Source organism: Candidatus Omnitrophota bacterium, assembly GCA_028712255.1.
Taxonomy (GTDB): domain Bacteria; phylum Omnitrophota; class Gorgyraeia; order Gygaellales; family Profunditerraquicolaceae; genus UBA6249.
In genome coordinates, this window is sequence record JAQTQJ010000001.1 from 91990 (window position 1) to 105073 (window position 13084).

A 13084-nucleotide genomic window follows, 5' to 3' on the forward strand; every position below is an offset into this window, starting at 1 on the left:
GGTGAGATTTTGATCGAAGATACTTTAGTCAAAGAATTACATGAATTGATTTCTCAATGTTCTGCCAGAGAAAATATTGAACTGGTGGATTTAATCTGTAGATATGAGGGTAATAATTTAATTTTAAGGATTTTAGTGGATAGGCCCACAGGCGGCATAACTTTAGAAGATTGTGCTTTAGTTAATCGGCAACTTAGTTTATTACTGGAAGAAAAAAATATCATTGACTCTAATTATATTTTAGAGGTTTCTTCTCCCGGGCTTGACCGTTGCCTTAAGACAGAAAAAGATTTTTTACGTTGTCTAAATAAAGAAGTTGTGTTTTTCCTTAATGATCTAGTAAAGGGTAAATGCCAATGGCAGGGATTAATCAGTAAAGTTGGGCAGGATAGCGTAATTATTGCTCAGGACACAGGAGAGATAGAGATTCCATTTAAAAAAATAAACAAAGCATGGTTAGTAATCTAAGGAAGGATTAAAAATGAGTCAGGAACTACTTGCAATTATCGAACAAATTGAACGTGAAAAAGGAATTAAAAAAGAGATCATGCTTGAGGCTGTCGAAAGCGCCATGCTGAGCGCAGCCAAAAGAGTAATTGATTTAAAACCGGATGAAGAATTTAAGGTTCAGATTGATCGTGCCACAGGAGAGATTCATGCTTTTCGTAATAATACACCTGTGACTAATATTGATTTCGGGCGTATTGCTGCATCCACTGCCCGTCAGGTAATTATTCAGAAGATGCGTGAAGCAGAAAAGGATGTAGTTTTCTCCGAATTTCAAAGCCGCGTCGGAGAGATAGTTAGCGGAACAGTTTACCGTTTTGAAAAAGGCAATGTTATTATTGATCTCTTGGGTAAGGCCGAAGGTATTCTGCTTAAGCGCGAACAATCCCCTAAAGAGGAATTCAAGCAGGGACAGCGGATCCGCGCATATGTTGTTGAAGTAAAGAAGGATACTAAAGGCCCGCAGATTATTTTGTCGCGTGCTCATCCTAATTTGGTTAAAGAATTATTTGAACTGGAGGTTCCTGAGATATATGAAGGCATTGTAGAGATTAGAGGTATATCGCGCCAGGCAGGAGAACGCACAAAAATATCAGTTTATTCCAAGAATGAAAAAGTGGATGCGGTGGGAGCCTGTGTTGGCATGCGTGGAAACCGGGTGAGGAATATTGTTAATGAACTGCAGGGTGAAAAAATTGATATCGTGCGTTTTAACGATGATGTGCGTGAATATATCAAAGCCGCACTTTCCCCGGCTAAAGTTTCTGAGATTAAATTAGATAGAGAAAAAATGAAAGCCGAGGTTATTGTAGATGATGACCAGCTTTCTTTATCTATTGGTAAACATGGCCAGAATGTACGTTTGGCTTCTCGGCTTCTTGGCTGGGAGTTGGATATCCGTACTAAGAGCATGATTGCTGCTGAGGCCCTTGGAGGAGGAAAAGCGCAAGAGAAAGCCGCTATTGAGGCTAAGGTAGATGAAGGCAAAGAGGAAGAATCTAAGGTAAAAAAAGTTAAGAAGGCAGTTAAGAAAAAAAAAGAGGTTAAAAAAGAAGAAGTTTCTTTAGAGGATATCCCAAGCCTAGGGGCTAAGGTTATAGAGAGCTTAAAAGAAGCCGGAATTAAAAATATAGCTGATATAATAGAAGCAAAAACAGAAGGGCTGATGAAGATTAAGGGTATTGGGGAGAAGAAAGCCCAAAAGATTATCGCAGAGGCTAAAAAACTATCATAAGTTTTTAATATGAGACGGAGAGATTATGCCCAAAGTAAAGAAAGAAAAAACAATAATAAAGAAAACAGCTAAGCCTAAAGTTAAAGTAGAAGCAAAAACTAAAAAGTTTCCTGTTAAGGCCCGTATCTTGAAATCTAAGGCTCCGGTCAAGGCAGCTAAGCCTAAGCCACAAGCTCATGGTTTGGTTTCTACTAGTATAGGCCATAAGGTAACAGTAAAAAAAGCAAAGGAAGAAGCTAAGCAGATATTAAAACCTGTAAAGCCCGTAGTAAAGCATAAGCCACAAGGCGATGGTTTGGCCTCCTTTGGCCAAAGCCATGCACCAAAGATTGAAGCTAGAGTAGAACAAATCAAACCTGAAATTAAAATAGAACCCAAACAGGAAACTAAACCCATAACTAAGCCTCAAGATCATGGTTTGGCTTCTGTTGGTCAAAGCCATAAACCTGAGGAAAAAGTGCAGGTTACATTTTCTGTTGAACCAACGCCTATTCCTGAAGAAAAAGCAGAAATTGTCGCCAGTAAAGAAATTGAATTGGAACTTCCGATTACGGTTAAAGATTTAGCGATAAAATTACAAGAAAAATCCTCTGTTCTTATTAAACATCTTATGGGTATGGGGGTGATGATTGGTATTAATCAGAGTTTGGATGAAGCTACCCTGGATAAATTATGTTTAAAATATGATTTCAAAATTAAGAAAGCGCTAACTGCGGAAGAACTGATTTTACAGGAACATAAAAGGCAAGATTTACCGCAGGAGCTTAAAAGCCGCAGCCCGATAGTTACTTTTATGGGGCATGTTGATCATGGTAAAACTTCTCTTCTTGATGCGATACGTAAAACCCGCGTTACAGAGGCTGAACACGGAGGAATTACTCAGCATATCGGTGCTTATCGTGTTAGTCTTCCTCAGGGAGATATTACTTTTCTGGATACTCCCGGCCATGAGGCATTTACCGCTATGCGCGCACGCGGCGCAGCTATTACGGATATCGTGGTGTTAGTGGTGGCTGCCGATGACGGAATTATGCCGCAAACTCAGGAAGCAATTGACCATGCGCGTGCGGCCGGTGTTACTATTATTGTTGCGATTAATAAAATAGATAAAGCGCAGGCAAATGTCGATACGGTTAAGAAACAATTGTCTGAAGTCGGCTTGATGGCTGAGGATTGGGGTGGCAAAACTATTACCGTACCGGTATCTGCAAAAACCGGCCAGGGTATAGATAATTTGCTGGAGATGATTTTGTTACAGGCAGAAGTCATGGAATTAAAGGCAAATCCGAATCGGTTAGCGTACGGAGTAGTTGTAGAAGCAAGGATGGCTAAGGGCAGAGGGCCGGTAGCAACCCTGCTTATGCAAAATGGTACCTTGAGCTTGAATCAAAATATTATTGTTGGTAATTTGTACGGGAAGATTCGGGCGATGCTTGATGACCGAGGACATGGAGTGACTGCTGTTGGCCCAGCTTCTCCGGTTGAGGTCTTGGGTATAAGCGGGATTCCACAGGTAGGGGAACAATTTTTTGCGATTGAAGATGAAAAACAGGCAAAGAGTTTAATTGAAGCGCGTACGGAAAAAGATAGGCAGCAACAAGTAAAAGAAGTTAAGCGGATAAGCCTAGAAGATTTGCATGCTCAGATTGCCGGAGGCAAAATCAAAGAATTAAAATTGATTATCAAGGCAGATGTTCAGGGATCGCTTGAGGCAATCAAGGATATCCTGGAGAAGTTGAATGTTTCTGAAATAAAAATAAATATAATCCATATGGGAGCAGGCAATATTAATACCTCGGATGTAGTTTTAGCAATGGCCTCAGATGCGTTAATTCTGGGATTTAATGTCACTGCTGATGAGCCAGCTAAAGAGTTGATTTCTAAAGAAGGCGTTGATTTAAAAACTTATAGTATTATTTATGAGTTAGGCAATGACATAAAAGCTGCAGTAGAAGGGATGTTAGCTCCTAAGTTAAAGAGGGTATTTTTAGGCAGAGCCGAAGTAAGAAAAATGTTTAAGCTTTCTCGTTCCGGACTGATTGCCGGATGTTTCGTAACCAAGGGTAAAATTAACCGTAATTGTATGGTGACAGTTTTGCGTAACGGCGCGGTTGCTTTTGAAGGAAAGCTAGCAAGTTTGAAACGTTTTAAAGATGATGTGCGTGAGGTTGGCGAAGGTTTTGAATGCGGTATTGCTATAGGTGGGTTTGATCAGTTAATGGAAGCCGACATAATTGAGGCTTATGATATAGAGAAGATTGCCAGAAAGCTATAAGCTTTAAGCTTAAGGCTTACAACTTATAGCTTAAAATCTAGGATTAAGAAATGAATAAAAAACGTATATTAAGCGGCATGCGGCCTACGGGTAAATTGCACTTGGGGCATTTGGTTGGCGCATTGGATAATTGGAAAAAAATGCAAGATGAATATGATTGTTTATTCATGGTTGCCGATTGGCATGCTTTGATGTCAGAATATGAAAATCCGGCTGAGCTTAAAGCTAACATGCTGGATAATGTTATAGATTGGTTAGCTTGTGGCATTGACCCTGAAAAATGCAGCATATTTATTCAATCGCATGTCCCTGGGCACCTTGAACTTTATTTTGTCCTTTCTTTAATTACGCAACTAGGTTTACTTGAGAGGTGTCCTACTTATAAGGAGCAGTTACGCGAAGTAGCCAATCGTGATTTAAAAACTTATGCTTTTTTGGGGTATCCGGTTTTACAGGCTGCCGATATACTCCTTTATAAGGCTGATAGTGTGCCGGTGGGCGAGGATCAGTTGCCGCATTTGGAATTAACCCGTCAGATCGTGCGTAAGTTTAACCATATATATAAAACAGATTTTTTTCCGGAACCCAAAGCCCTGCTTACGCAAAACAAGCGCCTTTTAGGGCTAGATGGACGTAAGATGAGTAAGAGTTATAATAATTATATTGGTTTATCCGAGGAGCCACAAGTTATCCGTAAAAAAATACAGAGTATGTTTACGGACCCAGAACGTATCCGGCTGATTGATCCCGGGCATCCGCATAAATGCAATGTTTTTTCTTACTTTGGAGTATTTTTTCCGGAAATGAATAAGGAAACGCAGGAGCGTTGCGCAAAATCTAGAATCGGCTGTACTGAATGTAAAAAAGAACTCTCAGAGCGAATAGTCGGTTTATTGGCTCCGATTCAGGAAAAAAGGAATTCTTTGCAAAAAGATAAAAAATATATTCAGGAGATATTATCTGCAGGATGTGCCAGGGCTAAAGGATTAGCTGAGAAAACGGTTGTTGAGGTAAGGGAGCTACTTAAGCTGTAAGCTATAAGACGTAAGCTGTAAGCTTATAGCTTAAAACTTACAGTTAAAGCTTTTGTTTTGAATAAATAAGAAAGAAGGTACGAAGTGAGGTATAAGATACGACTAGATATCTTTGAAGGCCCCCTAGATCTTTTATTATACCTAGTGAAAAAGGATCACCTTAATATTTATGATATTCCTATTGCCAAAGTCACTCAACAGTACCTGGAATATATTAATTTTATGCAGCTTTTGGATTTAAATATCGTCGGTGAGTTTTTAGTGATGGCGTCAACTCTTATGCAGATAAAATCTAAGATGCTGCTACCGGTTGAAGAGACAGCTTCTTTAGAGGCCGAAGAAGATCCTCGCGCGGAATTGGTCAAACGGCTTCTTGAATACGAACAGTTTAAACAGGTTGCCGAAAACCTAAGGCAAAGAGAATTGAACCAGCAAGAAGTTTTCAAGAGGCCCAAAACAGAAATACCCGCAGAAAGCAAGGTAGAAGGCAAGCAAGAGGTTTATTTTGAAGCAAGCATATTTGATTTGATCAATGCTTTTTCCCGGGCATTGAAGGATGTGCCCAGGGAAGTTTTTTATGAAGTTGTCAAGGATCAGTTTACGGTTGAACAGAAGGTGCATGATATTCTGCACTTGTTGTTGCTCCAGTCAGAGATTAAGCTTTCGGAACTTTTTGCCAAAACAGGCGCCAAGATGGAGATAATCGTAGTATTTTTAGCAATTTTGGAGTTGGCAAAAATGAAAGAGATTATTGCTCGTCAAGATGCGCAATTTGAAGAGATAATTATATTAAGAAATAAAGAAAACATTACTCCTTATGAACGAAGAAACCAGGCGCGCCCTGCTTAAGGCTAATCCCATCGTTACAGATATTAAGGAATCCGAAGAGGATGTAGTTTTAAATATATCCTTAAGGCCAAAAAAGTTTAGTGAGTTCGTCGGCCACAAGGATATTGTAGATAATTTAAAGATCGCAATACAGGCAGCCAAACAGCGTAAAGAGCCGCTTGAGCATGTGCTTTTAAGCGGCCCTCCGGGGTTAGGTAAAACTTCTTTATCACATATCATTTCGCATGAGATGGGCGCAAAGATTACCGCAACCAGCGGCCCGGCTATTGAACGCGCAGGAGATTTAATTGGTATTTTGACTAACCTGGAAGTTGGGGATATTCTTTTTATCGATGAGATACACCGGATGTCTAAGGTGGTTGAGGAGTTTTTATATCCGGCAATGGAAAGTTTTCAGATTGATTTTATAATTGATAAAGGGCCGTATGCCAAGACTATTAAGTTTAATCTCAAACCCTTTACTCTAATTGGAGCAACGACTCGTACAGGGCTTCTGGCTGCTCCGCTTCGCGGAAGGTTTGGTATATTTTATAATCTTGATTTTTACAGAATAGAGGATTTGGCTAAAATTATAAAAAATTCAAGCCAGTTATTGACGGTACAAATCGATGAAGATGCTTGTTTTGAAATCGCCAAACGTTCAAGAGGGACTCCTCGTATTGCTAATCGGCTCTTGCGAAGAGTCAGGGATTACGCGCAGGTTTTAAAAATCGAAAAAGTTGATCAAGTTTCAACTTCTAACATTCTCAATGAGCTAGGGATCGATCAGGCAGGTTTTGACGAATTGGACCGTAAAGTTTTAAAATTAATTCTTGAATCATTCGGTGGAGGCCCGGTAGGAATTGAATCATTAGCTGCAAGCCTCAATGAGGAGGTAGATACTATTGCCGATACGGTTGAGCCCTACCTTCTAAAAGCCGGTTATTTAAAACGCACGTCCCGTGGTAGATTAGCTACAAAAAAAGCCTTTGAACATTTTGGTTTAAAATTTAGTATAGAACAACAGGAGGAGATTTTCTAACTGTTTAGAATATGGATATCTTACTGCATATCTGTTGTGGGCCGTGCTTAATTTACCCTTTTGGCAGATTAAAAGAAGAGGGGTTTAACATAAAAGGATTTTATTACAATCCTAATATTTATCCATCGGGAGAATATAGCAAGCGTAAAGGGGCTTTAGAAGTTTTGAGTAGAGATTTAGAGTTTGATGTGGAAAGTCCCCAGTATGATGATTCTGAATTTTTTCAGGCAATTAATGCCAATGAAAATACACCAGAGCGTTGTATAAACTGTTGGTCACTTCGCCTGCGCAGGACGGCAAAGCATGCCAAAGAGAATAATTTGTTCCTCTTTAGCACAACTTTGTTAGTTAGTCCTTACCAAGATCATACGATGCTCAAGGAATTAGGGGAAAAAATCGCAAAAGAAACGGGCGTAGATTTTTTTTATGAGGATTTTCGGCCTGGTTTCCGGCAAGCGTATAAAGAAGCAAGACAGAAGGGCCTTTATCTGCAGAAATATTGCGGTTGTAACTATTCAATAAAACCAAAGGTCAATGGATTAAATGAAAAATAAAATAATTTTATTATCACTTTGTTTATTATTTAGTTTTAATTTGGTATCAGCGGAAGAATCTTTGGTTTCGACTAAGAGTGCTTTGGTCCGGGGCGTCTGGGTCTCCGTATTTTCTTCTAAAAAGGTACTTTATTCAAAAGAAGGGGTAAATAACCTGATTGCTCAGTGCAAGAAAGCCAAGATAAATGAAATTTATTTGCAAATATTCCAGTCTGGGAATGCTTATTATGATTCTAAGATTTGCGATAAGACAAAATATGAACAGATGGTTAAAGCCGCTGGGCTGGATACTTTAGATTTATTACTTAGGGAGGCTCAGGAAAATAATATCAATGTTTTTGCTTGGGTAAATGTTTTAAGCTTGGGTAATAATGATAAAGCCGACATTTTGAACAAATACGGCAGTTCTGTTTTAACCCGCGATCAGTATCAAAGGCCTTCTAAGACCGTATCCAATATGGATTTGGATAAATATTATTTAAAAGAAAATATGATATTTTTAGAGCCTGGTGATCCCAGGGTCCAGAAGTATGTTCTAACGATTGTTAACGAGATTGTTAACCGTTATCCGTTAATCAGTGGTATACATTTGGATTATCTACGTTACCCTTCGCCGGTGCCATTTGCTCCGGGTTCAAGATTTAACAAGTTTGGGATAACTTATGGTTATGGAGTAAAAAATGTAGAGCGATTCCGCGAGAAAACCGGGCTAAACTGTCTGGATACTTTAAATAATGAGGATGAATATTTAGCTTGGGATAACTGGAAGCGAGCGCAGGTAACGGAATTAGTGTGTAAAATTTCAAGTTTAGTTAAAGTTAAATCTGCTAGCTTAACGGTTTCTTGTGCAGTCATTTCGTTAGCTGAACGTGCATATGCCAATGCATTCCAGGACTGGTCGGCCTGGCTGGAAGAGGGGTTTATCGATTATGCGGTATTGATGGCTTACACCAAAGATAATCAGTTTGCCAAAGAAATAGTAAAGTCTAGCCTTGGCCACCGTGGTAAAGGAAAGATCTATGTTGGTATAGGCGCATTTTTAATGAAAAATAATCCGGATTTATTTTTTAATCAATACCGTTTGATTAGCGAGCTTTCCCCCGACGGTATTGTCATTTTTTCCATTGATGATCTAACTGATCAAATAATCGGTTATTTGAATTAAATAATGGGGACGGTTCTGTTTTTCTAGAATTGTACTCGGGAAAACAGAACCGTCCCCATTGATTTTGATACCTAATTAACTAATTATGTTAAAACTTTCTGAATTTGATTATCCGCTTCCCAAGGAATTAATTGCTCAGTATCCTTTAAAGGATAGAGATCAGGCAAGGCTTTTGATTGTAAATCGGACCAGTGGCCAGATTAAGCATGGTGTTTTTAAGGACATACTGCAATTTTTTAAAAAGAATGATTTGCTGGTTCTTAATGACACAAAAGTTTTGCATTGCCGCTTAATGGGTAAAAAAATAACCGGAGGCAAGGTTGAGATTTTACTTACCCGCCGTATGAATGGCACAACTTTTTCCTGTTTGATTCAGCCCAGCCGAACTAAAATTGGCGAAAATATTATTTTTGCTCAAGGTAAAATCAAAGGCACGATATGCGCACGAGGACAGATTAGTTTTAAACAATCGGATGCGGATACAATTTATAATTTTGGAATTGTACCTTTGCCGCCTTATATAAAACGAGAGCCGGAAGATTTGGATACAATTTACTATCAGACGGTTTATGCCAAAAATGAAGGTGCGCTTGCTTCTCCTACAGCAGGCTTGCATTTTAGTCAGGATTCACTAGAAAGTATTGCCTCGAGCGGAGTTAATCTTGGTTTTATTACGTTACATGTGGGATTGGGCACATTTCGGCCGGTTAAATGCGAAGAAATAATTGAACATAAAATGGAGCCGGAATATTTTTTTGTTCCTGATAAAACCGTGGAATTGCTCAATAAAACGAAAGCCAATAAAGGGCGCATCATCGCTGTCGGCACAACCGCACTTCGTGCGCTGGAAACTTATGCTGATGGTTTTTGCCAAGGTAATACTGATTTGTTTATTTATCCAGGTTATAAATTCAAACTAGTAGGTTGTCTTTTAACTAACTTTCATCTTCCCAAGACTACTCTTTTGATGTTAGTTTGTGCTTTCGCCGGTCAAGATCTCATGTTGAAAGCTTATCGGGAGGCGGTGGATAAGAAATACAGGTTTTATAGTTATGGAGATGCAATGTTGATTATTTGATATCTGTCAAAAGGGGACGTTTCCCTTTTGATGTTTTATGCTCATAAAAGGGAAACGTCCCCTTTATTACAATACATATGTTTGAACTAATTCATCAAGATAAAAATAGTAAAGCAAGGTTTGGAAGAGTGGTTACTGTGCATGGAGCTTTTGATACTCCTGCTTTTATGACTGTTGGCACGCATGCTACAGTCAAAGGGCTTATGCTCAAGGATGTCGAAGAGGCAGGTGCTCAGATAATACTTTCTAATGCTTACCATGTATTCTTGCGTCCCGGAATGGATGTAATCAGAAAAGCAGGTGGGCTGCATAGGTTTATGGGATGGGATAAACCTATACTTACTGACAGCGGGGGTTATCAGATTTTTAGCCTTGCGCTTTTCCGGAAGATGCATGATCAGGGGGTTGAATTTCAGTCGCATATCGATGGATTAAAACATTTTCTTACTCCTGAGGATGTAATTAAAATTCAGGAAACCTTAGGTTCAGATATCATGATGCCGCTTGATGAGTGCGTGCACTATCCATGTATTAAGGATCATGCCTTGGCCGCTATGGAAAGAACGATTGCCTGGGCAAAAAGATCAAAAGACACCCACCTTAATGAAAAGGGGAAATTATTCGGTATTATTCAGGGAGCAACTTATGAAGATTTACGCCTTGATTGCGCTAAGCGTTTAGTAGATATGGATTTTGACGGTTATTCTATCGGGGGAGTTTCTGTTGGCGAGAGCAGTAATCTAATATATAATATCATCGAATTAGTTACCAACCTGATCCCGGCTTCTAAGCCGCGTTATGCTATGGGTATCGGTTATCCTTTTGATATAGTGGAGGCGGTAGACCGGGGAGTGGATATGTTTGATTGTGTAATTCCTACCCGTTACGGAAGAAACGGTACGGCGTTTACCAGCTCTGGCAAAATTATCATACGTAATGCTCCATATGCGCAGGATCTTAGGCCTTTGGATGTAAAGTGCGGCTGTTACACCTGCAAGAATTTTTCCCGGGCATACCTGCGCCACTTATTTAACGCCAAGGAAATGCTAGGTTTGATATTACTTAGCCTGCATAATGTTTATTTCTTTTTGGATCTCATGCGCCAGATTCGTGCTGCGATAAAAGAAGATAGATTTAACCAATTTAAACAGATGTTCTTGATGAATTATAATAATCAGATATGCGCATAGACATTATCAGTATTTTCCCTAAAATGTTTTCTGCGGTCCTTGACGAGTCGATAATTAAACGGGCGCAGAAAAAAGGTAAAGTAAAAATATTTACTCACGATATAAGAAAGTATACTTTGGATAAACACCATAAAGTTGATGATCGTCCATTTGGTGGAGGTAGCGGTATGGTTTTGCAAGTAGAGCCTATTTTTCGGGCGCTTCAGGCAATTAAGAAAAAGATTAAGGGTAAAAGCAAAGTGATATTGTTATGTCCTCAAGGCAAAATTTATAATCAAAGTTATACCAAGAAGCTATCCAAGTGCAAAAATCTCATATTTATTTGCGGACACTATGAAGGGATAGATGAAAGAGTGCGGCTCTATTTGGCGGATGAAGAGATTTCAATAGGGGATTATGTTTTAACAGGCGGAGAACTTGCTGCTATGGTTATAGTGGATAGTGTAGTCAGGCTTATCCCCGGAGTTTTGGGTGATAAAAATTCCTTGAATTTTGAGTCATTCGAAGGTAATCTATTAGAATATCCGCAATACAGCCGTCCGGCTCAATTTAAAAAGTGGCTGGTACCTGAAGTTTTGGTTTCTGGTGCTCATGATAGAATTGAGGCTTGGCGTAAACATGAGGCGTTTAAGCGGACCCGCGCCAGGCGGCCGGATTTACTGAAAAATGAAAACCATGGTAATGATTCAGTTTTTGGAAGTCACCGACGAAGTGTCATTGCGAGCCCGAAGGGCGAAGCAATCTTTTAAAAGATTGCTTCGTCGCTTTCGCTCCTCGCAATGACACGGTTACTTTTAATATCTGAACTGTTACAAAGTATCAGAAAGGAGCAACAGTAATGGATATAAAATCAATCGAGGCAGGATTTGCCAAAAAAGAGATGCCCGCTATTAATGTCGGAGATACGGTAAAGGTGCTTACCAGGATCCCGGAAGGCCCGGATAAATTCCGGCTTCACCCTTTTGAGGGGGTTATAATCGCCAAAAGCGGATCGGGTGCTAAACTAAATTTCACGGTAAGAAAAGTTTCATTTGGGGAAGGGATCGAACGTGTTTTTCCGCTTTATTCTCCGGTTATCGAGCGTATTGAACTTATACGTTCCGGTAAAGTAAAGAGATCCAAGCTTTATTATTTAAGAAATAAAATTGGAAAGCATGCTACTAAGATAGAAGGCAAAGAAGAAGAGAAAAAAGCCAGTTAGTGAAACGATACGAAAGAGAACTAAAACGTAAAGGTTTTGATTTAGTTATCGGAGTAGATGAGGCTGGGCGTGGCCCTCTAGCCGGACCGGTAGTGGCTGCGGCAGTGTTACTAAGAAATTTTTGTTTTACTAACCGTATTGATGATTCTAAAAAGTTGACTTGTATAAGAAGAAAAGAAGCTTTTATTGAGATCAAGAAAAAATCTCAATACGCTATTGCAGCAGTCGGACATAAACAGGTTGACCGGATTAATATTTTGCAGGCTACGATCTTAGCCATGCAGAAGGCAATTTGTAAATTAATAAAACAGCTTGAGCCTTGCGAATTAAAGCGTGTATTTGTGCTTATTGATGGAAACATGCGCTTTAATTTAGATTTTCCTTATCAAAGTATTGTAGGTGGTGATGGTAAATCTTTGAGTATAGCCTGTGCCTCAATACTGGCAAAAGTCCGGCGTGACCAGATTATGGATGCTTACCATAAAATTTATCCGCAATACGGTTTTATTCAACATAAAGGTTATCCGACACAGATGCATCGTGATATCTTAAATAAAATTGGGCCTAGCGTTATTCACAGAAAGAGCTTCTTAAGGTGCCTAAAAACACAATAGAATTTGGTAAACAAGCAGAAAAAGCAGCAGCGGATTTTTTAAAGGCCAATGGATATAAGATTCTACAATGCAATTATAGAAATAAATTTGGTGAGATTGATATAATTGCACAAGATAAAGCTACTATTTGTTTTGTGGAGGTTAAGGCCAGGCATTCCCTTAATTTAGGGGCTCCGGAAGAAGCGGTTTTTGCCAGAAAACAAAGGCAAATTTGTAAAGTTGCCGTTGGTTATTTAAAAACCAATAATCTTCTTGAGCGCTTGAGCCGTTTTGATGTACTTACACTTTTGTATACGGATGATTTACCAAAGATATCGTTGATTAAGGATGCTTTTGAACTGAACGCAAGTTTTACACTTTAA

The 13084-nt window shown here is 39.3% G+C and carries 14 protein-coding genes; all 14 read left to right on the top strand.

Translation table 11 applies throughout. From position 1 onward, the window contains the following. The first annotated feature begins 9 nt into the window (after positions 1-9). The 14 genes from PHC29_00490 (at position 10) to PHC29_00555 (ending at position 13084) form a co-directional block, all read left to right on the top strand. Complete coding sequence (locus tag PHC29_00490; protein ID MDD5107978.1) at positions 10-468, top strand: ribosome maturation factor RimP; 459 nt, start codon at positions 10-12, stop codon at positions 466-468. Positions 469-481: 13 nt separating this feature from the next. Continuing rightward, positions 482-1741, top strand: coding sequence for a transcription termination factor NusA (gene nusA / locus PHC29_00495; protein ID MDD5107979.1), 1260 nt, complete (start codon positions 482-484; stop codon positions 1739-1741). Between the two features lie 25 nt (positions 1742-1766). Then, positions 1767-4016, top strand: coding sequence for a translation initiation factor IF-2 (gene infB, locus PHC29_00500; protein ID MDD5107980.1), 2250 nt, complete (start codon positions 1767-1769; stop codon positions 4014-4016). Between the two features lie 50 nt (positions 4017-4066). Further along, the gene (gene trpS / locus PHC29_00505; protein MDD5107981.1) at positions 4067-5050 is read left to right on the top strand and encodes a tryptophan--tRNA ligase; all 984 of its coding nucleotides are present in this window, start codon (positions 4067-4069) and stop codon (positions 5048-5050) included. 84 nt (positions 5051-5134) lie between these two features. Continuing rightward, positions 5135-5899 carry a segregation/condensation protein A gene (locus PHC29_00510; GenBank protein MDD5107982.1) on the top strand — a complete coding sequence of 255 codons (765 nt, stop codon included), beginning with the start codon at positions 5135-5137 and terminating at the stop codon, positions 5897-5899. Continuing rightward, a complete protein-coding gene (ruvB, locus tag PHC29_00515) occupies positions 5868-6920 on the top strand; it encodes a Holliday junction branch migration DNA helicase RuvB (protein MDD5107983.1) in 1053 nt (350 codons plus the stop codon). Before PHC29_00510 ends, ruvB begins: the two co-directional genes overlap by 32 nt. An 11-nt stretch (positions 6921-6931) precedes the next feature. Then, entirely contained in the window at positions 6932-7474 is a 543-nt protein-coding gene (locus PHC29_00520) for an epoxyqueuosine reductase QueH (GenBank protein MDD5107984.1), read from the top strand. Next, complete coding sequence (locus tag PHC29_00525) at positions 7464-8639, top strand: family 10 glycosylhydrolase (protein ID MDD5107985.1); 1176 nt, start codon at positions 7464-7466, stop codon at positions 8637-8639. Before PHC29_00520 ends, PHC29_00525 begins: the two co-directional genes overlap by 11 nt. 85 nt (positions 8640-8724) lie before the next feature. Beyond that, entirely contained in the window at positions 8725-9717 is a 993-nt protein-coding gene (queA, locus tag PHC29_00530) for a tRNA preQ1(34) S-adenosylmethionine ribosyltransferase-isomerase QueA (GenBank protein ID MDD5107986.1), read from the top strand. A 77-nt stretch (positions 9718-9794) separates the two neighbouring features. Next, positions 9795-10907 carry a tRNA guanosine(34) transglycosylase Tgt gene (gene tgt / locus PHC29_00535; protein MDD5107987.1) on the top strand — a complete coding sequence of 371 codons (1113 nt, stop codon included), beginning with the start codon at positions 9795-9797 and terminating at the stop codon, positions 10905-10907. Continuing rightward, a complete protein-coding gene (gene trmD / locus PHC29_00540) occupies positions 10898-11656 on the top strand; it encodes a tRNA (guanosine(37)-N1)-methyltransferase TrmD (GenBank protein ID MDD5107988.1) in 759 nt (252 codons plus the stop codon). Before tgt ends, trmD begins: the two co-directional genes overlap by 10 nt. Positions 11657-11745: 89 nt before the next feature. Further along, complete coding sequence (gene rplS, locus PHC29_00545; GenBank protein MDD5107989.1) at positions 11746-12108, top strand: 50S ribosomal protein L19; 363 nt, start codon at positions 11746-11748, stop codon at positions 12106-12108. Beyond that, a complete protein-coding gene (locus PHC29_00550) occupies positions 12108-12722 on the top strand; it encodes a ribonuclease HII (protein ID MDD5107990.1) in 615 nt (204 codons plus the stop codon). The genes rplS and PHC29_00550 overlap by 1 nt, the downstream gene beginning before the upstream one ends. Further along, positions 12704-13084, top strand: a complete 381-nt coding sequence (locus tag PHC29_00555; GenBank protein MDD5107991.1) for a YraN family protein — start codon at positions 12704-12706, stop codon at positions 13082-13084. The genes PHC29_00550 and PHC29_00555 overlap by 19 nt, the downstream gene beginning before the upstream one ends.

Bases quoted from the DNA above. Each gene is read 5' to 3' on its own strand.
- nusA (MDD5107979.1), top strand. From the start codon at position 482: ATGAGTCAGGAACTACTTGCAATTATCGAACAAATTGAACGTGAAAAA.
- infB (MDD5107980.1), top strand. From the start codon at position 1,767: ATGCCCAAAGTAAAGAAAGAAAAAACAATAATAAAGAAAACAGCTAAG.
- trpS (MDD5107981.1), top strand. From the start codon at position 4,067: ATGAATAAAAAACGTATATTAAGCGGCATGCGGCCTACGGGTAAATTG.
- ruvB (MDD5107983.1), top strand. From the start codon at position 5,868: ATGAACGAAGAAACCAGGCGCGCCCTGCTTAAGGCTAATCCCATCGTT.
- PHC29_00520 (MDD5107984.1), top strand. From the start codon at position 6,932: ATGGATATCTTACTGCATATCTGTTGTGGGCCGTGCTTAATTTACCCT.
- PHC29_00525 (MDD5107985.1), top strand. From the start codon at position 7,464: ATGAAAAATAAAATAATTTTATTATCACTTTGTTTATTATTTAGTTTT.
- queA (MDD5107986.1), top strand. From the start codon at position 8,725: ATGTTAAAACTTTCTGAATTTGATTATCCGCTTCCCAAGGAATTAATT.
- tgt (MDD5107987.1), top strand. From the start codon at position 9,795: ATGTTTGAACTAATTCATCAAGATAAAAATAGTAAAGCAAGGTTTGGA.
- trmD (MDD5107988.1), top strand. From the start codon at position 10,898: ATGCGCATAGACATTATCAGTATTTTCCCTAAAATGTTTTCTGCGGTC.
- rplS (MDD5107989.1), top strand. From the start codon at position 11,746: ATGGATATAAAATCAATCGAGGCAGGATTTGCCAAAAAAGAGATGCCC.